The 17,886-nt window shown below is 63.2% G+C and carries 16 protein-coding genes, 1 tRNA gene and 1 pseudogene; 8 read left to right on the forward strand and 10 right to left on the reverse strand.

The window, feature by feature from the left end:
• The first annotated feature begins 187 nt into the window (after positions 1–187).
• The 3 genes from V7787_RS07530 (at position 188) to V7787_RS07540 (ending at position 2,609) form a co-directional block, all read left to right on the forward strand.
• A complete protein-coding gene (locus V7787_RS07530) occupies positions 188–697 on the forward strand; it encodes a hypothetical protein (RefSeq protein ID WP_064492319.1) in 510 nt (169 codons plus the stop codon).
• Between the two features lie 366 nt (positions 698–1,063).
• Positions 1,064–1,960, forward strand: a complete 897-nt coding sequence (locus V7787_RS07535) for a sensor histidine kinase (protein ID WP_020192587.1) — start codon at positions 1,064–1,066, stop codon at positions 1,958–1,960.
• On the forward strand, positions 1,950–2,609 hold the full coding sequence (locus V7787_RS07540) for a response regulator (protein WP_010953120.1): 660 nt from the start codon (positions 1,950–1,952) through the stop codon (positions 2,607–2,609). The genes V7787_RS07535 and V7787_RS07540 overlap by 11 nt, the downstream gene beginning before the upstream one ends.
• Here the strand turns inward: V7787_RS07540 and yegS are convergent.
• A complete protein-coding gene (yegS, locus tag V7787_RS07545) occupies positions 2,593–3,480 on the reverse strand; it encodes a lipid kinase YegS (RefSeq protein WP_064492320.1) in 888 nt (295 codons plus the stop codon). The genes V7787_RS07540 and yegS overlap by 17 nt on opposite strands.
• Positions 3,481–3,736: 256 nt before the next feature.
• On the opposite strand from yegS, the gene V7787_RS07550 reads away from it, so the two are divergent.
• Positions 3,737–4,984, forward strand: a complete 1,248-nt coding sequence (locus V7787_RS07550) for a glycosyltransferase family 4 protein (RefSeq protein ID WP_064492321.1) — start codon at positions 3,737–3,739, stop codon at positions 4,982–4,984.
• Here the strand turns inward: V7787_RS07550 and V7787_RS07555 are convergent.
• Positions 4,973–6,199 carry a molybdopterin molybdotransferase MoeA gene (locus tag V7787_RS07555; protein WP_190870128.1) on the reverse strand — a complete coding sequence of 409 codons (1,227 nt, stop codon included), beginning with the start codon at positions 6,197–6,199 and terminating at the stop codon, positions 4,973–4,975. The genes V7787_RS07550 and V7787_RS07555 overlap by 12 nt on opposite strands.
• Complete coding sequence (gene moaB, locus V7787_RS07560; protein WP_010953117.1) at positions 6,183–6,722, reverse strand: molybdenum cofactor biosynthesis protein B; 540 nt, start codon at positions 6,720–6,722, stop codon at positions 6,183–6,185. Before moaB ends, V7787_RS07555 begins: the two co-directional genes overlap by 17 nt.
• Before the next feature lie 187 nt (positions 6,723–6,909).
• On the opposite strand from moaB, the gene V7787_RS07565 reads away from it, so the two are divergent.
• Both V7787_RS07565 and V7787_RS07570 read left to right on the forward strand, forming a co-directional pair.
• Positions 6,910–7,131 (forward strand): YgdI/YgdR family lipoprotein, encoded by a 222-nt coding sequence (locus tag V7787_RS07565; protein WP_003248738.1) that lies wholly within the window; start codon positions 6,910–6,912, stop codon positions 7,129–7,131.
• An 80-nt stretch (positions 7,132–7,211) separates the two neighbouring features.
• Positions 7,212–7,288, forward strand: a tRNA-Pro gene (locus V7787_RS07570).
• Between the two features lie 107 nt (positions 7,289–7,395).
• Here V7787_RS07570 and V7787_RS53050 read toward each other — a convergent pair.
• From V7787_RS53050 to V7787_RS07580, 3 genes and pseudogenes are all read right to left on the reverse strand, one after another.
• Positions 7,396–8,163, reverse strand: coding sequence for a methyl-accepting chemotaxis protein (locus tag V7787_RS53050; protein ID WP_409262752.1), 768 nt, complete (start codon positions 8,161–8,163; stop codon positions 7,396–7,398).
• A gap of 165 nt (positions 8,164–8,328) precedes the next feature.
• Positions 8,329–9,063, reverse strand: a pseudogene (locus V7787_RS53055) (methyl-accepting chemotaxis protein); the annotation flags it as partial.
• Positions 9,064–9,183: 120 nt separating this feature from the next.
• Positions 9,184–10,947, reverse strand: a complete 1,764-nt coding sequence (locus tag V7787_RS07580; RefSeq protein ID WP_064492325.1) for an ABC transporter transmembrane domain-containing protein — start codon at positions 10,945–10,947, stop codon at positions 9,184–9,186.
• A 210-nt stretch (positions 10,948–11,157) separates the two neighbouring features.
• Between V7787_RS07580 and V7787_RS07585 the strand changes: the two genes are divergently transcribed.
• Complete coding sequence (locus V7787_RS07585) at positions 11,158–11,331, forward strand: PA1571 family protein (protein WP_003248731.1); 174 nt, start codon at positions 11,158–11,160, stop codon at positions 11,329–11,331.
• Between the two features lie 114 nt (positions 11,332–11,445).
• Here V7787_RS07585 and pdxB read toward each other — a convergent pair whose 3' ends face one another.
• The 4 genes from pdxB to rlmM all read right to left on the reverse strand — a co-directional run bounded on the left by pdxB (position 11,446) and on the right by rlmM (position 14,815).
• Complete coding sequence (gene pdxB / locus V7787_RS07590; protein WP_190870127.1) at positions 11,446–12,588, reverse strand: 4-phosphoerythronate dehydrogenase PdxB; 1,143 nt, start codon at positions 12,586–12,588, stop codon at positions 11,446–11,448.
• 60 nt (positions 12,589–12,648) lie between these two features.
• Positions 12,649–12,891, reverse strand: coding sequence for a sulfurtransferase TusA (gene tusA, locus V7787_RS07595; protein WP_003248727.1), 243 nt, complete (start codon positions 12,889–12,891; stop codon positions 12,649–12,651).
• A gap of 21 nt (positions 12,892–12,912) precedes the next feature.
• On the reverse strand, positions 12,913–13,074 hold the full coding sequence (locus V7787_RS07600; protein WP_190870126.1) for a hypothetical protein: 162 nt from the start codon (positions 13,072–13,074) through the stop codon (positions 12,913–12,915).
• Between the two features lie 676 nt (positions 13,075–13,750).
• Positions 13,751–14,815 (reverse strand): 23S rRNA (cytidine(2498)-2'-O)-methyltransferase RlmM, encoded by a 1,065-nt coding sequence (rlmM, locus tag V7787_RS07605; RefSeq protein WP_004577178.1) that lies wholly within the window; start codon positions 14,813–14,815, stop codon positions 13,751–13,753.
• 224 nt (positions 14,816–15,039) lie between these two features.
• Between rlmM and acnA the strand changes: the two genes are divergently transcribed.
• On the forward strand, positions 15,040–17,781 hold the full coding sequence (acnA, locus tag V7787_RS07610; protein WP_010953110.1) for an aconitate hydratase AcnA: 2,742 nt from the start codon (positions 15,040–15,042) through the stop codon (positions 17,779–17,781).
• The last annotated feature ends 105 nt before the right edge of the window (positions 17,782–17,886 follow it).

The raw sequence follows: 17,886 nt of genomic DNA on the forward strand, positions 1-17,886 counted from the left end.
AAAGTTCCCTACCCTAGCCCTTGATCAGGGAAACCCTTAGCGGCAATCGGGTGCAACCTGATGTTCGCGATATCCTTTAGCCATTAATGTGACGCCATTCTCATTGCATGAATGGAGTCAGGCTTTTGCTAGCTATCGTTTCGGCGTGCCCGCCCCCTGCGCCTACCCCACGCGCGGGGACTTGATGATGGACACTGCCTTATCGTTCGATGACGCCCTGCAGGGCTTCCTGCTGGATGCCCAGGTACTGCTGACCCAGGCCCAGGAATGCCTGCAGCATCTGGAGCTTATAGACAATGACCCGGATGCCTGCAGTTGCCTGAACAACACCCTCGACACTATCGCCCGTCAAGCTACGCGCCTGGGCCTGCGTGAAGTTGCCCACTACACCACCGCCCTGCAACAGTTGCTCGCCCCGGCCTGTTACGGTGGTTGCCTGCAGCGTGAAGCCCTACCCGCGATAGGGGCATGCCTGACCTTGCTGGCCTGGCAGTTGGAGCTGGTCGATAGCCGTACAGGGCGACTGAACCTGGACATCGGTGAGCAACTGGTGCTGCTGGGTGAACTGGCCAAGGTCGTACAACCCCCCTTTGCGCCAGCCTGTGCGTCCTGCGATGAAGAAGGCAACGCGTGCATTCACCCGCACAGTGACGCGGCAACCAGCACCCTCCCCAACCGCTCTAACCGCATGCATTAACCTGACGCAAAGTGCAACTAAGCAACTTTATTGAAACCCGACCATGGTCGAACTTTGAAAGTTCACCAGGCTTTCGGTGCATGCCGTTGAATCATTGCCGCGCTAGTTACAGCACAAGTGGGTACAGCGCGATTAAAGGGTGGCACTTTGCTACCCGAAAGCGCCCGACCAGTAGGCGTTTCAACGCGTTACCCGGCCGCGACCGATGCAATGCAAAGTGGTAATATGCGCCCCCACAAACGCTTGCGACCGGAACAACGGTGGCAGGAATACGTGTTCAAAAAAACAACGAAAGTACTGCGCCAAAGCCTCTGAGCAGCATTGTGCAAGGCCTCCATCAGCAATACTTCAGTGGCCTCACTACCTATGTTTCCACGCTTGAAGACTTCTTTGCATTGCTGCTCCCGCGCCGCCGTGCTGCGCTGGGCAACGGTCGGGCTGTGCGTGGCCTCACTGATTGCCAACATGGCGCTGTACCTGGCCAACCAGGCAATCCCGGCCAGCCTGCTGGTGCTGCAGTTGGTCGCCACGCTGGGTGCTGTTGTACAACTGGGCCTGGGCGCCAGGTCGATCCACCTGCGCCCGGCCGAGCTGGCCGAGCGCATGCTCAAGGTACAAGAAGACGAGCGCCAGCATCTGGGCCGGGAACTGCACGACGACATCGGTCAACTGCTCACCGCTGCCAAGCTGCAACTGCAGTGGCTGCAACGGCGCATGCCCGACGAGTTGCAGGGGCACTGCGACGCCCTGCGCAGCACGCTGGATGACACCCTCGGTAACGTTCGCGATGTTTCCGCGCTGCTCAACCCACGGCAGTTGGCCAGCCTTGGCCTGGAAGCCAGCCTGCGCGCACACCTGGTACGCACCCTGGCCACCAGCGGCGTGCACTGGAGCCTGGCGTGCAACCAGCGCCTGGGCGGCATCGACGAAGCCGTGGCCATGGCAGTGTTCCGTATTACCCAGGAGGCAGTGACCAACATGCTGCGCCACGCCCAGGCACACAACCTGGTCATCCGCCTGCAACGCACCCCTGAAGGGCTGTCGTTGTCGATCCAGGACGATGGTCGTGGTTTCGCCCCTGCCCGGCACCCGGCCGAGGCCGGTCAGCGCGGCCTGGCCGGCATGCAGGAGCGGGTAATCGCGCTGCAGGGCAGCCTCGACATCACCAGTCAGCCTGGCCGAGGCACGCAGATCGAAGCGATGTTCCCGTGGTCCCCGCGCACCCAGCAACGCGCCAGGAGTATTACCAACCATGACCTGTAGACTACTGCTGGTAGATGACCACTCGCTGATCCGCGCCGGGGTGCGGGCACTGGTCTGCGATATCCCCGGCTATGACGTGGTCGGCGAGGCCGACGACGGCAACCAGTTACTCGACCAGGTACGCACACTGGCGCCCGACATCATCTTGCTGGACATCTCCATGCGTTCGACCAGCGGCCTGGACGCCCTCACCCAACTGCGGGCCAGCGGCAGTACCTGCAAGGTGCTGATCCTGTCCATGCACACCGACCCGGACCTGATCATGCGGGCCCTGGAAAGCGGCGCCCACGGCTACCTGCTCAAGGACACCAGCGCCACCGAGCTGGAACAGGCGCTGGGTGCCGTACGCCACGGTGAGCGCTACCTCAGCCCGGCCATCGCCCACACCGTCATCAACCAGGCGCTGCGGCACACCAAACAAGGCAAGCCGAGCGCTGGCGAACGGCATAATCTGACGTCACGGCAACTTGAGATCCTGCGCCTGATCGTGCGCGGCAAGTCCACCCGGGAAATCGCTGCGGGCCTGGGCCTGTCGATCAAGACCGTGGAAACTCACCGCTCGCAAATCATGAAGCGCCTGCAGATTCACGACGTGGCCGGCCTGGTGCTGTTCGCCGTACGCGAAAAAATCATCAGCCTGGATGACTGAGCAACGGCGACCCGGCCGGCAGGTGCAGGTGCAACGCCGCCGGCCTTGCCTGAAAGCGCAGGCTGGCAGCCTGCAACGGCTCGCCATCGAGATTGATGTCCAACCCTTGCGAACTCTTGATCTCGACCCATGGCAGCCTGGCCCGAACGAACAGGCCGTCACCGCCCAAAAGGTCCCGCAGAGCCCCCACCACTTCCTGTGGTGCAGGCAGAATAGCGACGTCAAGCAAACCGTCGTTGACCATGGCTTCGGGGCACAGCACCTGCCCGCCCCCAGCCTGTCGGCCATTGCCGATACCCAGCGCCAGCAAATCCCCTTGCCAATGGAAGCCTGGCCCCTGTAGCTCTACCGAAGCCGCCTGTAGCTCACTGAAGCGGGACAACCCGGTGAACAGGTAAGCCGCAGCGCCCAGCACTTTCTTGAGGTCTTCGGAGGTATTGGCGGTGACCTGGCTGCCAAAGCCACCCGTGGCCATGTTGAGGAACAGCTGATCGCCAGCCTGCCCCAGGTCTATCGGTTGTGGCGCGACATTCAGCAAGGCCAGCGCCGATGCCGGCTCCAAGGGGATGCCAGCGGCTTTGGCAAAATCGTTGGCCGTACCCAAGGGCAACAAGGCCAGGCTGGCCTGGGTAGCGGCCAGGCCCATGGCCTCGGCCACATCACGCAACGTGCCGTCCCCGCCACCGGCGACGATATGGCTGTAGCCCGCCGCCAGTGCCTCGGCGACCAGCCGTTGGGCGTCGCCCGCCTCCCAGGTAACCCGTACATCCAGCACCCAGCCGCTATCGCGCAGGTCGCCCACGGCGCTGCGCACGTCTTCGTTCATCGCCTGCTTGCCGTGCAGCACGAGCATTGCCTTGCGCCCTTGCATGTGCGCGTCTCCGTAAAATGGACCACCCCCTATCTCGACCACTGGCCTGCGCGGATCGTTGCATGGCCTGAAAAAAACATTGGGCCGGCGCCACGCCTGCAACTGCTCGCGTCGCCGGTCATTTTTTCCACACTTGGCAATCCCGGCTATGCTCAGCAAATACCCCTATTGCCATGGACGCGCCCGGCAGTGGCTCCCCCACTGCTGTCAACGGGCGCGTTTTGCTATCTGCAGCCTTTTGCGAGGACTTTGGGTCATGCGCATTCTCTGGACACTGCCCTACCTGCCTTGGCCGACCACCAGCGGCCACAAGACCCGGCAATACCATCTGCTGCGTGCACTGGCCCAGCGCGGTCACCGGATCACCCTGCTGGTGCAGTCGAAAATCCCTCTCAGCGACGCAGCACGCGAGGCCCTCGAGCCACTCCTCGAACGCCTGATCGTGCTACCCCGCAGGCCGCTGCACAGCCCACTCAACCTGCTGGCTTCCCCCATCATCGACTACCCCATGCGGGCAATCATCAATGGCCTGGCACCTTGCTTGCGGCACCGGTTCGAGCAACTGCTGGACGAACCCTGGGACGTGATCCAGATCGAGCACAGCTACAGCTTCCAGCCGTTCGAAAAAGCCCTGCAGGCTCGCAGGCTGCCCTTCATGCTTAGCGAGCACACCCTGGAGTCGGTAATGGGCGGTGCCTGCCACGATCGCCTGCCGCTGTGGCTGCGCCCGCTCAACGCCTTCGACCGCTGGCGCTACCGGCGCTGGGAGCACCGTGTGCTGCGCCAGCCCACCGAACTGGTGGCTGTCAGCGCCCACGATGCCGAGCTGATCGCGCAGATCAGCGGGCGCCCGGTGAATGTGGTGGTCAACGGCGTGGACTGTGATTTCTACCAGCAGGTGCAACCTGCGCTGCACAGCCAGCGTCTGTTGTTCGTCGGCAATTTCGAATATGGCGCCAATCTGGAGGCCATCGAATGGGCACTGGACGACATCATGCCGAAGGTTTGGATGAGCAACCCGGCAGTGCGTCTGGCGATCGCCGGGCATGCCATGCCGGCCAACTGGAAGCTTCACTGGAACGACCCACGCATTGAATGGTTCGGCTACCGCCCCGACCTGCGTGAACTGCAACGACGTTCCGCGCTGTTCTTTGCCCCCCTGCGTTATGCCGGTGGCTCGAAGGTGAAAATCCTCGAAGCGATGGCCGCCGGCTTACCCGTGATCACCACCGACAAGGGCGTTTCAGGCCTCACCGTGAATAACGGCGAGCACTACGTGGGCAGTGACGACGGTGACCAACTGGCATTGCTGATCACCCAGTTGCTCAATCAACCCTGGCGCATGAGCCAGTTGAGCGATGCTGGGCGCCAGTTTGCCCGCCAGCGCCACGACTGGAGCGTGGCTGCCCAACAACTGGAGAATGTGCACATACGCCTGACCCAGGCGGCACCGGCCGAGGCCGCGCCGCTGGCCAGTGCCTGGCTGGGCCGCTCAGCCAAGTAGCTCGCTGAAGGGGATGAATGGTACGTTGTCGCCCTGCTTTGGCGTGCTGCCCTCACGCACTTCCACCAGCCCCTCCGCCCAGGCAGCGCTGCGCAGCACACCCGAGCTCTGGTTCTTGTAGATGCGCACGCGGCCCTGTTCGATGCGCGCGCGCAGGTATTCGCGGCGCGTACCCGGCTTGGGCCAGTCAAACCCAGCCGGCATGTCGAACCGCAACGGCGTGACGTCAATCACACCCTGACGACGCAGCAGGTAGGGCCTGGTCAGCAGCCCGAAGGTGACCAAGGTCGAGGCGGGGTTGCCCGGCAAGCCAATCACCGGCACGCCTTGGAAGTGGCCGAAGGTCAGCGGCTTGCCCGGTTTGATCGCCAGCTTCCACAACGCCAGTTCGCCAGCCTCGCGCAGGGCAGCACCGAGGTAGTCGGCCTCGCCCACCGAGACACCTCCGGTGGACAGAATCAGGTCTACGCCACCCAGTTCAGCCAGGCAGGTGCGAGTGCGTGCCAGGTCATCCGGCAGGATGCCGGCATCGACCACTTCGCAACCCAGCCGCTGCAACCAGCTGACCAGCAGCCTGCGGTTGCTGTTGTAGATCTGCCCGGGCCCGAGCGGCAGGCCTGGCTCGACCAGTTCGTCGCCGGTCGACAGCACCGCCACTTTCACCTTGCGCACCACGTCCAGACGGCCATGCCCCAAGGTCGCCGCCAGGCCCAGTTCGATCGGCCCAAGGCGGGTGCCGGCGCTCATCACCTGCTCGCCCCTGCGGGTTTCCTGGCCTTGAGGGCGTATGTTCTGCTCGGTGCGCAACACGTCGAGAAAGCGCACCCGGCCATCTTCGAGCACTTCGGTGTTTTCCTGCATCTCGACGCAGTCGGCCCCCTCCGGCACAGGCGCACCGGTGAAGATCCGCGCGCAGGTACCCGGTTGCAGCGGCTGGGGCGCATGGCCGGCGAAAATACGCTGGCTGACCGGCAGCGGCTGGCCCTGCCAGTCAGCCAGGCGCAAGGCATAACCGTCCATGGCGCTGTTCGGCCAGGGCGGCAGGTCGAGCGAGGCCACTAGGTCGGTGGCCAGCACGCGACCCTCGGCTTCGGCCAGCGGCAGGTTTTCGGTCTCGCGGATCGGTGCAGCTTCGGCCAGCGCCAGCAGTTGCTCCAGCGCCTGTTCCACCGGCATCAGCGGCCGGGCCTGGCTGACCTCAGCCACGGCTGTCACAGGCCGCTGCCTGCTTCAGGTGCGCCACGAAGTTGCAAGGGCGATGACGGGCATCGAGCTGCTCGGCCAGGATGCCATCCCAACCGGTACGCACAGCGTTGGTGGAGCCCGGCAGGCAGCACACCAGCGTGCCGTTGGCCAGCCCGGCCAAGGCACGCGACTGCACGGTGGAGGTGCCAATGTCGGCCACGGAAATCTGCCGGAACAGCTCACCAAAACCGTCTACTTGCTTGTCCAGCAGGCAGGCCACCGCCTCGGGGGTGCTATCGCGACCAGTAAACCCGGTACCGCCCGTAATCAGCACCACTTGCACGTTGTCATCGGCGATCCATGTGGCGACCTGGGCCCGGATCTTGTACAGGTCATCCTTGAGCAGCACGCGCTCGGCAAGGCGGTGACCGGCGGCGCTCAGGCGGTCGACGAACATCTGGCCAGAGGTGTCGGTGTCGAAGGTACGGGTGTCGCTGACCGTGAGCACGGCGATGTTCAGCGCCACGAAGGGGGTATCTGCCTTGGCTTTCATGGGTGTCCGTCACAACAGGATGAGATGGACGCAGTTATATCACAGCGCACCTTTTCCAGCGTTGCCCCCCTCAGCCTTGCCTTGGGTCAAGGGGACAAATTAGTCGCTATGCTGCACTTGGAGTGAACTTGCACTAACGTCCTGCGTCTTAAATGTCATCTAGCACCATCGCACTTGGAGAAACACGATGATCAAACGGACCCTACCCGCCTTCCTGCTTGCCTTGGGTTTGGGCGCCCTTGCTGGCTGCTCGACCCCAACCGTCATTACCCTGAACGATGGCCGGGAGATCCAGGCAACCGACAAACCGTCCTACGATGAAGACTCTGGCTTCTATGAATTCGAGCAACTCGACGGCAAGCGCACACGCCTGAACAAGGACCAGATCCGCACCGTCAAAGAGCTCTGATCAAGGCCCCGTTCAGGCTATGGCCCTTTAAACAACAAGGGCTTGCGAGCAAAAACGGGATGCAGTAGGATTTTGTTCATCGGAGTGTAGCGCAGCCAGGTAGCGCGTCTCGTTCGGGACGAGAAGGCCGCAGGTTCGAATCCTGTCTCTCCGACCAAATCCTTGTCAGAAAGCCCGCCATGTGCGGGCTTTTTGTTGTGTGCGAAAAATACGTCAGTGCGCGGCTTCAGCCTCGATGGGCACCTGCAACTCCTGCAAACCGAGTCAGGCGCTCAGGCGGGAGGTGACTTCGCCCAACTGCCCTGACAAACCATGCAGGCGCTGCCCCGCCTGCTCGGTATGCTGCACCGCTTCCTGGTTGGCCGTGGCAATCCGGGTAATTTCGATCAGGTTGCGCGAGATATCTTCGGCCACGCTGGTCTGCTCCTCGGCCGCTGTGGCGATCTGCCGGTTCATGTCGCGGATCGCCTCCACCGCCTGGGTGATACGTTGCAGCATCTGCCCGGCCTGCTCGACTTGCTCAGCCCCTTCCTGGCTACGTTGCTGGCCACTTTCGATGGCCTTGACCGCCTCCACAGCCCCCGACTGTACCGCTTCGATGATCTGGTGAATTTCTGCAATCGACGCTGCCGTGCGCTGGGCCAGGCTACGCACTTCATCGGCGACCACCGCAAAACCACGCCCGGCTTCGCCAGCACGGGCCGCTTCGATGGCCGCGTTAAGCGCCAGCAGGTTGGTCTGTTCAGCAATGCCGCGGATCACTTCCAGCACTTTGCCTATCCGTGTGCTGTCATGCTCCAGATCGCGAATTACCGCTGCCGTGCCGGCGATTTCGCGGTTGACCAGCCCGATGATGTCGATGGTCTGCTGCATCACCTGCTCGCCGGCCTGGGCACTGTGGTCGGCGTCATCGGCCGCACGGGCCGCCTCGGCGGCGTGGCGAGCGACCTCTTGGGCAGTGGCGGACATTTCGTGCATGGCCGTGGCTACCTGGTCGGTACGCTGGAACTGGTCATGAGTACCGCGGGCCATGTCACCGGCAATACTGCGCAACTGGCCGCTGGCACCTTCCAGCTCCTGAGCATTGTCCTGCAGCCGGCCGACGGTATCGGCAAGGAAGTCACGCAGGGTGTTGGCCGCCCGCGCCAGGCGCCCCAGCTCATCCTCCCGACGGCTGTCGACCCGGGCAGCAAAGCAGCCCTGGCTGAGCTGCGCGACGTACTCGATCAACTGGCGGATCGGCTCGATCAGGCTACGGTTGACCAGCCACAGGCTGAGCAGCCCCACCAGCACCGCAGAAGCCAGCATCACCAGCAGGCCCAACCATACCGTGCGCTCGGCACTGGCATTGATGCTGGCTGCACGCTGGCGAGCATCGGCGCGCAGTTGCTCGACCAGTTCGCTCATTTGCTCACTGGCGGCACGGTCCACGCCTTTGACCGCCCGGTCGCCCGCTACCGGGTCGCCGCCTGCCGCCAGGAACGCCTGGCGGCCTTGTGCATAGGCCTGGCCCAACTGGCGGTGGCTGTCGCGCAATTGCTGCAGCGACGCCTTGAGCCTGGCATCACTGTTGTCGATCAATTGCCCGAGCAGTTGTTGTACTTGCTCTTCGCGGGCCTGGAACTGCTGCCAGTACTTGTCCATTTCCGCAGGCTGGCGCCCTCGCAACAGCACGTTCTTCCATTCCTGCACCTGGATCTTGAACTGCAGGTTGGCTTCGTCAATCAATTGCGAGGCCCGCAGCGGCCCGTCGACCAGCTCGGCGTAGCCACGCACGCTGGACGACAGGAACTGGAAACACACCAGGGCGATCAGCAGCATCGCCAGCACACTGCCGCCGAGCAGCGAGAGAATTTGCACTCTGAGGGATTTACGCAACATCGAGGGTCTCGGAACCAGAGGGAGTAGGCAGAGGCCGCTGTACAGCCTCATTACTGGCAGGCCAAAAAAAAGCTGCCATCACGCAATGGCAGCCAGGTCGAGCACTTACGCAACAGTTGAGGCAAATCTTCTCAGGCAATTACTACAGAAATGTTACAAAGCCACGACACGCTAGCCCGTGGTGAACTGCAGCGCTGCCAGCCGCGCATACAACGGGCTGTCCTCGATCAACTGACGGTGGGTGCCCACCGCCACCAGCCGGCCCTGGTCGATGACCGCGATGCGCTCGGCATGCTGTACCGTGGCCAGGCGATGGGCGATCACCAGCGTGGTACGGCCGGCCATCAGGCTGGGCAGCGCTTGCTGGATCAAGTATTCGCTTTGTGCATCCAGGGCACTGGTGGCTTCGTCCAGCAACAGGATCGGCGCATCGACCAGCAAGGCCCGGGCAATCGCCAGGCGCTGGCGTTGCCCGCCGGAAAGGCCGATGCCGCCCTCCCCCAGCTGGGTCTGGTAGCCTTGGGGCAATTGCCGGATGAATTCGTCGGCATGGGCGCCGCGGGCTGCTGCTTCGACTTCAGCCAAGGTCGCCTCGGGCCGGCCATAACGAATGTTGGCCTCCACCGTGCCACGGAACAGCGAGGGGTTTTGTGCCACCAAAGCGAACTGCCGGCGTAGCTGGTCGGGATCAAATTCGGTAACCGGCTGGCCATCGAGCAGGATGCGCCCTTGCTGTGGGTCGTAAAAGCGCAGCAACAAATCGAACAGGGTCGACTTGCCTGCCCCGGAAGGGCCAACCAGGGCGACGGTCTGCCCGGGCTCGATGGTCAGGCTCAGGCCGTCGACAGCTGCCACCGTGGGCCGTGAGGGGTAAGCGAACACCACCTGCTGCAGTTCGATACGCCCGCTGGCCCGCTGCTGTGGCAGCTGCTGCGACTCGGCGGGCGGCAGGATGGCACTGCGCGCGGCCAACAGTTCGGCAATGCGCTCGGCGGCACCCGCGGCCCGTTGCAACTCGCCGATCACCTCACTGAGGGTACCGAAGGCGCTGCCGACGATCAGGCTGTAGAACACGAATGCTGCCAGCTCGCCTGCGGATATACGCCCGGCAATCACATCCATGCCGCCGACCCACAGCATCACCCCCACCGCCCCCAACACCAGCACGATCACCAGGGTAATCAGCCAGGCACGCTGTGTAATCCGCTTGCGGGCAACAGTAAACGCTGCTTCGACCGTATCGGCGAACAGTTCGCGGTCGTGCGCCTGGTGGTTGTAGGCCTGCACGGTCTTGATCTGCCCCAGCGTCTCAGCCACGTAGCTGCCCACATCGGCGACCCTGTCCTGGCTCTGCCGCGACAGGCTGCGCACACGACGGCCGAACAACAGGATCGGTGCCAACACCAGCGGCAGCGTTACCACCACGATGCTGGTGAGCTTGGGGTTGGTGATGAACAGCAATACCACACCGCCAATGACCATCAGCGCGTTGCGCAGGAACATCGACAGCGATGAACCGATCACTGATTGCAGCAAGGTGGTGTCCGCAGTCAGCCGAGACTGGATCTCGGAGCTGCGGTTGTCTTCGAAAAAACCTGGGTGCAGGCCGATCAGGTGATCGAAGACGGCACGACGGATATCGGCCACACAACGCTCGCCAATCCACGACACCAGATAAAAACGGCTGAAGGTACCCACCGCCAGCGCCAGCACCAGCAGCAGGAACAGCCCGATGGTCTGATTGAGCTGGTGCGCGGAGCGGGTCATGAAGCCTTGATCCACCAGCAGGCGGATACCTTGGCCCATCGACAGGGTGATGGCAGCGGTGACCACCAGCGCCAGCAATGCCAGCAGCACTTGGCGGCGATAAGGGCGAACGAACTGCCAGGCCAGGCGCAAGGCGCGGCGTTGGCGCGGGGAAACCGATTCGGGCATGGCGACGACCACAAAGGGTGGGGAAGCGGCAGCCTACCACTCATCCCGGTCGGGAGACTGCATGAAGGTTGCTATAACGCATCGATCTAAACAGCTTATGGAGCTTTCACAGGGTTTCTGCTGGACTGTTGCTGCCGTGACCCGGAAGCTGTCACAGGCCAGTCACGGCGCAGGGCTACCCTGAGCTTGAACCTGAAGAGGAGACAGTGCATGAGCTTGCAGCATGGCAGTGATAACCAGAAGCCCCAGACCTCCCCGCAACCGCAAGTATGCGGTTCGATCATCGACGCCAAGGGGCGCGAAGTGCCGATCACCGAGCAGATGATCCAGCAGGCCTGCAAGGCCCTGGAAGAAAGCCGTGTCGAGCGCGTACGCAAAGGTTGATCGGCGAATTCTTTGCAACCCGGCGCTTGCGCCGGGTTTTTATCTGCCCAGGCAGTGGGCTTGGCCGCCCCAACCGGCAACCGCACCTACCTGCAAGATCAAGACAAGGCTTGCTTAGACCAACACCCCACCCAAGGCACTGACCAACTGCGCCAACTGCGGCGCCTCCCCGTGCAAGCGCACGGCCAGCCCCTCGATCTCGCGCCTTGGCGGGTATTGCTTGCGCAACTGGTCGAACGCCGCCCGCTGTTGCTGCGGATCATCGCTCAGGCTACGGCGGAAATCGGCATCATCACGGCGCGGGTCATACACGGCGCGACACAGGGTGGCCATGGCCCAGGACAGGTCGGTGCTGGCATCCAGCTCGATCTGCGCCAGCGGTGGCTTGGGCAGCAGCTCGGCCAGTCGCACCTGCTCGTTCACACCCAGGTAGCGGCACAGCGCCTGGTAGATCTGCGCCGTGCCACGCTGGCGGCCATCGAGGCTATAGCCGGCAATGTGCGGCGTAGCCAGGGTGCACAGGTCGGCCAACTGCAGGTCGACCTGCGGCTCCCCTTCCCACACATCCAGCACCGCGTGCACGTCTTCGCGGTCCAGCAGCAGCTCGCGCAGGGCCACGTTGTCCACCACCGGGCCACGGCTGGCGTTCAACAGCCAGGCACCCGGGCGCAACTGTGCCAGCTGCGCCTGCCCCAGCAGGTGCCAGGTCGGGTGCTGGCCGCCGCGTTGCAACGGGGTATGCAAGCTGATCACATCGCACTGCTGCAGGATGGTTTCGAGGCTGACGTAGTCGCCGCCCTCGGCGGCCTGACGCAACGGGTCGCACACCAGCACCTTCCAGCCCAGGCCATGCAGCACCCGCACGAGGCGGCCACCCACTTCACCCGCGCCCACTACGCCATACACGCGCTCAGGCAATGCCACGCCATCCAGTTCGGCCAGGGTCAGCAGGCTGCCCAGCACGTAATCGACCACGCCGCGGGCATTGCAGCCAGGTGCGCTGCTCCAGTGGATGCCAGCTTCTGCAAAGTAGTCCAGGTCCAGGTGATCAGTGCCGATGGTGCAGGTGCCGACAAAGCGTACACGGCTGCCTTCGAGCAGCTGACGGTCGACCTTGGTCACCGAGCGCACCAGCAGGATATCGGCGTCCTTGACGCTGGCAGCATCGAGGCTTCGGCCGGGGTAGCGGCGAATTTCACCGAAACCCTGGAAGAAGGCATCGAGCAGCGGGATGTTCTCGTCGGCAACTATCAGCATGGCGCTCTCCTGTCTGGGGAGCGCAGTGTAGGCGCAACGCCGGGCGTGTTCCAGAGCGATTCAGTCGGCTTTCTTGCGGATCCAGTACAGGAAAGTGCCGGCGTCCTCTTGCTGCTGCAGCAGCTCGTGGCCGAGGAAGTTGCAGAACTTGGGGATGTCGCGGCGGGTCGACGGGTCGGTGGCGATGACCTTGAGCAGGCCGCCGGCGGCCAGGTTGCGTACGTGCTGGTGCAGCATCATCACGGGTTCCGGGCAGTTCAGGCCGGTGGCATCGAGGATGGCGTCGGGGGTGAAATCGGTCATGGGGGGCTCCGAAAATGATCGCTATTGTCGCGCATAGCGCGACGCGGTCCAAGCACGGCTTTCAAACCCAGCGCTCTTGATCTCGATCTTGATCTTGATCTTGATCTTGATCTTGATCTTGATCTTGATCTTCGCGACTTCAGGAGGCCGAACGCAGGCCTTGCGGAGGGAGGTGACGGGCATGGATGCCCGTCAAGCGCTGGGCCCCAGGATGGGGCCTGCAGCGCGGTCCTCCCGGGAGCGAGGCCGGAGAGAGGGAACCCCGGAGCGCAGCGCAGGGGCCGGATGATGGGAGCGCAGCGTTTTTTGGTTACTTTTTGTCGCGTTTGACAAAAAGTGACTCGCCGTAAGGGCGAAAAGGTGAGTCAGCGTCGCCATCGCAAACGGACGGTTCGCTGAGTCAAAACAGACGAATTTGCTTCTTGCTTCTTGCTTCTTGCTTCTTGCTTCTTGCTTCTTGCTTCTTGCTTCTTGCTTCTTGGATGTGAGCATCCACATCAATTAGGTATTCATTCGCGAAGGTGGCGCATAGTCACCTTTCCGCCCTTACGGCGGGTCCCTTTTTGTCGTGGCAAAAAGGAACCAAAAACCGTCGGCTCCCATCATCCGGCCCCTGCGCTGCGCTCCGGGGTCCCCTCGCTCCGGGCTTGCTCCCGGGAGGACCGCGCTGCAGGCCCCATCCTGGGGCCCAGCGCTTGACGGGCATCCATGCCCGTCACCTCCCTTCGCAAGCCCTGCACTCGGCCTCCTGAAGTCGCAATCTGCGTCGCCTGAACTATCGCGCGCTTAGATGCAACAGCAAAAGCAGAAGCAGACACAGGCGCAGAAGCAGAAGCAGAAGCAGAACGACGCGCTGGCCTCAGCGTGGCTTCAAGTCGAGCCGCCGCAGGTGGCACGTCACTTCCTCGCGGTCGTGGTACAGCTGCTTGCAGGCAATCGACACCCTGATCTTGCGTGCCTTGAATGTTGCCTCCATACGGTCGAGCAGGCGCCGTACTTCGGCATAACGCTGCTTCATCGGCAACTTCAGGTTGACCACCGCCTCGCGGCACAGCCCCTCACCCAGCCAGGTTTCAATCAGCGAGGTGGTACGCGCCGGCTTCTCGACGATATCGCACACCATCCAGTCTACCGGCTGCTTCGGCTGCCAGGTAAAACCATCGGCCATCAAGTGCTGGACCAGGCCTGTGTCCATCAGGCTTTCGGCCATCGGCCCGTTGTCGATGGCTGTCACCAGCATACCGCGGCGCACCAGCTGGTAGGTCCAGCCACCCGGCGAGGCTCCCAGGTCGACGCCGGTCATGTCATCACCCAGGCGCTGCTCCCACTGCTCACGCGGGATGAACTGGTGCCAGGCCTCTTCCAGCTTGAGTGTCGAGCGGCTAGGTGCCTCACGAGGGAACTTCAGGCGCGGGATGCCCATGGGCCACAAGGCGCTGTTGCTGGCCGATGCAACGCCGACAAATACCCGCCGGCCGCTGATGAAGGTCAGCAGCAAGCGTGGACGGCCAGGGTCGTCGACCAGGCGGCCGGCCTTCTCCAGGGCCTTGCGCAACGGCACTTCGAACTTTCGGCAGAAGGTAGACAATTCCTTGCCTTCGTTGCTGTCCAGCACCTCCAGCCAAAGGCTACCGAACACCGGGAAGTCAGCCAACTGCGCCAGCAGTACGCTGATGCGGTCACTTTCCGGCAGTTCGACGTAACCGCCACGTGCCCACTGCCGCGGGAAAATCAGCTGGTTGAAACGCAGTTCCCCCATCAAGCGCTCGGCACCGCCCTCCTCGCTACAGACAAACTCGGCACTGGCACTTTGCGGCTTGCCTTTGGCATAGCCAGCAACACCCAGGCGGGCGGCATGTTCGCTGATTTCGGCGCAAACCTCGCCCTCGAAACCGGGCCGGCAATGCATGAACAGGGTATTCATCTCTCACTCCACTACGGCTGGCGCACCACAGGCGCCGGCAGGGCGGCGATGATAAAGGAAGTTCGGAACCTGCGACACGCCCCGCCGGTCCAGAAAAAGGTCAGGTAGCGTAAACCGGTCTAACCTGACCATTCAGCCAGGTCCGTGCCGTGCGGACCGATACAGAGCGGTGCTGCCGGCAAACCGTGAATATTTGCCGGGCACCGGTGCAGAAGGAGTTGGCAATGCCCTCGCTCGATAGCCTGAACACCCTCAAGCCCCTCAAGGTCGGCGACAAGACCTACCACTACTTCAGCCTCACCGAGGCCGCCCGCCAGCTGGGTGACCTGCAGCGCCTGCCCATGTCGCTGAAAGTGCTGCTGGAAAATCTGCTGCGCTGGGAGGATGGCGCGACCGTCACCGGCGACGACTTGCGCGCCATTGCCCAATGGCTTGGCGAACGGCGCTCCGACCGCGAGATCCAGTACCGCCCGGCGCGGGTGTTGATGCAGGACTTCACCGGCGTGCCCGCCGTGGTCGACCTGGCGGCCATGCGCGCCGCCATGGCCAAGGCTGGCGGCGACCCGCAACGGATCAACCCGCTGTCACCGGTCGACCTGGTGATCGACCACTCGGTAATGGTCGACCGCTACGGCACGCCACAGGCCTTCGCCGAAAACGTCGACATCGAAATGCAACGCAATGGTGAGCGCTATGCCTTTCTGCGATGGGGCCAGAGCGCCTTCGACAATTTCCGCGTGGTCCCCCCGGGCACCGGCATTTGCCACCAGGTCAACCTGGAATACCTGGGCCGCACGGTGTGGACCCGTGAGGCCGACGGCCGCACCTATGCCTTCCCCGATACCTTGGTGGGCACAGACTCGCACACCACCATGATCAACGGCCTGGGCGTACTCGGCTGGGGTGTCGGCGGCATCGAAGCGGAAGCGGCCATGCTAGGCCAGCCGGTATCGATGCTGATCCCCGAAGTGATCGGCTTCAAGCTGACCGGCAAGCTGCGGGAGGGCATCACTGCCACTGACCTGGTGCTGACCGTGACGCAGATGCTGCGCAAGAAAGGCGTGGTGGGCAAGTTCGTCGAGTTCTACGGGGACGGCCTGGCCGAGTTGCCCCTGGCCGACCGCGCAACCATCGCCAACATGGCACCGGAATACGGCGCCACCTGTGGTTTCTTCCCGGTCGACCAAGTCACCCTGGACTATCTGCGCCTCTCGGGCCGCCCCGAAGCGACCGTGCAACTGGTCGAGCAGTACTGCAAGGCACAGGGCATGTGGCGCCTGCCCGGCCAGGAGCCGTCATTCAGCGACACGCTGGCCCTGGACATGGACGACGTCGAAGCCAGCCTGGCCGGGCCCAAACGGCCGCAGGACCGCGTAGCGCTGGGCCAGGTCAGCCAAGCCTTCGACCACTTCATCGAGCTGCAGCCCAAACCGCTGGCCAAAGAAGTTGGCCGCCTGGAAAGCGAAGGTGGCGGCGGTGTGGCAGTGGGCAACGCCGACCAGACCGGCGCAGTCGACTACAGCCATCAGGGCCAGACCCACACCCTGCGCGATGGGGCCGTGGTGATTGCCGCGATCACCTCATGCACCAACACGTCCAACCCCAGTGTGATGATGGCTGCCGGGCTGGTGGCGAAAAAAGCACTGGAAAAGGGCCTGCAACGCAAACCTTGGGTCAAGAGTTCGCTGGCGCCGGGCTCCAAAGTCGTCACCGACTACTTCAAGGCAGCCGGGCTCACGCCTTACCTCGACCAACTGGGTTTTGATCTGGTCGGCTATGGCTGCACCACCTGCATCGGCAACTCCGGCCCGCTGGACGAGGCGATCGAAAAAGCCATTGGCAGCGCCGACCTCACCGTGGCCTCGGTGCTATCGGGCAACCGCAACTTCGAGGGCCGCGTGCACCCACTGGTCAAGACCAACTGGCTGGCCTCGCCCCCGCTGGTGGTGGCCTACGCCCTGGCCGGCAGCGTGCGCCTGGACCTGACGCGCGACCCGCTGGGGTCAGGCAAGGACGGCCAACCGGTCTACCTGCGGGATATCTGGCCGAGTCAGCAGGAAATTGCCGAGGCCGTGGCCAAGGTCGATACGGCGATGTTCCACAAGGAGTACGCCGAAGTGTTTGCCGGTGATGCGCAATGGCAGGCCATCGAGGTGCCACAGGCCGCCACTTACGTGTGGCAGGCTGACTCCACCTACATCCAGCACCCACCGTTCTTCGACGGCATCGGCGGGCCGCCGCCACAAATTGCCAATATTCACGGCGCACGGGTGCTGGCGCTGCTGGGCGATTCAGTGACCACCGACCACATTTCCCCCGCCGGCAACATCAAGACCGACAGCCCGGCCGGGCGCTACCTGCGGGAACAGGGTGTGGAGCCACGCGACTTCAACTCCTACGGTTCGCGGCGTGGCAACCATGAAGTGATGATGCGCGGCACCTTCGCCAACATCCGTATCCGCAACGAAATGCTGGCAGGCGAAGAAGGCGGCAACACGTTGCATGTGCCCACTGGCGAGAAGCTGTCGATCTACGACGCGGCCATGCGTTACCAGCAGGAAGGCACCCCGCTGCTGGTGATTGCCGGCCAGGAGTACGGCACCGGTTCGAGCCGCGACTGGGCAGCCAAGGGTACCAACCTGCTGGGGGTCAAGGCCGTGCTGGCAGAAAGCTTCGAGCGTATTCACCGCTCCAACCTGGTGGGCATGGGCGTGTTGCCGCTGCAGTTCAAGGCTGGGCACAACCGCAAACAGCTGGGGCTGACCGGCAAGGAGCAGATCGATGTACTGGGGCTGGACGGCGCGCATATTCACCCTGGCATGAGCCTGCCCTTGCGCATTACCCGCGAGGATGGCCAACAGGAACAGATCGAGGTGCTATGCCGGATTGATACCCTGAACGAGGTGGAATACTTCAAGGCGGGGGGGATTCTGCATTATGTGTTGCGCCAGATGATCGCCAGTTGAGTCTGGCCGAAGATTCGTTCCGTTCTTGAAACCGAGCGCCGCGGGGGCGGCGCTCGATCTCTGCAATCAATGAATCAAATATCCATTCAATAAAACCAGCCGCTT

This window comes from Pseudomonas sp. CGJS7, assembly GCF_036961695.1.

Coding starts and splice junctions, on each gene's coding strand:
- V7787_RS07530 (WP_064492319.1), top strand. CDS start 188: ATGGACACTGCCTTATCGTTCGATGACGCCCTGCAGGGCTTCCTGCTG.
- rlmM (WP_004577178.1), bottom strand. CDS start 14,815: ATGAATACCCTGTTCATGCATTGCCGGCCCGGTTTCGAGGGCGAGGTT.
- pdxB (WP_190870127.1), bottom strand. CDS start 12,588: ATGCTGATAGTTGCCGACGAGAACATCCCGCTGCTCGATGCCTTCTTC.
- V7787_RS53050 (WP_409262752.1), bottom strand. CDS start 8,163: ATGGCCCGCGGTACTCATGACCAGTTCCAGCGTACCGACCAGGTAGCC.
- tusA (WP_003248727.1), bottom strand. CDS start 12,891: ATGACCGATTTCACCCCCGACGCCATCCTCGATGCCACCGGCCTGAAC.
- V7787_RS07550 (WP_064492321.1), top strand. CDS start 3,737: ATGCGCATTCTCTGGACACTGCCCTACCTGCCTTGGCCGACCACCAGC.
- acnA (WP_010953110.1), top strand. CDS start 15,040: ATGCCCTCGCTCGATAGCCTGAACACCCTCAAGCCCCTCAAGGTCGGC.
- V7787_RS07585 (WP_003248731.1), top strand. CDS start 11,158: ATGAGCTTGCAGCATGGCAGTGATAACCAGAAGCCCCAGACCTCCCCG.
- moaB (WP_010953117.1), bottom strand. CDS start 6,722: ATGAAAGCCAAGGCAGATACCCCCTTCGTGGCGCTGAACATCGCCGTG.
- V7787_RS07565 (WP_003248738.1), top strand. CDS start 6,910: ATGATCAAACGGACCCTACCCGCCTTCCTGCTTGCCTTGGGTTTGGGC.
- yegS (WP_064492320.1), bottom strand. CDS start 3,480: ATGCAAGGGCGCAAGGCAATGCTCGTGCTGCACGGCAAGCAGGCGATG.
- V7787_RS07540 (WP_010953120.1), top strand. CDS start 1,950: ATGACCTGTAGACTACTGCTGGTAGATGACCACTCGCTGATCCGCGCC.
- V7787_RS07580 (WP_064492325.1), bottom strand. CDS start 10,947: ATGCCCGAATCGGTTTCCCCGCGCCAACGCCGCGCCTTGCGCCTGGCC.
- V7787_RS07535 (WP_020192587.1), top strand. CDS start 1,064: ATGTTTCCACGCTTGAAGACTTCTTTGCATTGCTGCTCCCGCGCCGCC.
- V7787_RS07600 (WP_190870126.1), bottom strand. CDS start 13,074: ATGCCCGTCACCTCCCTCCGCAAGGCCTGCGTTCGGCCTCCTGAAGTC.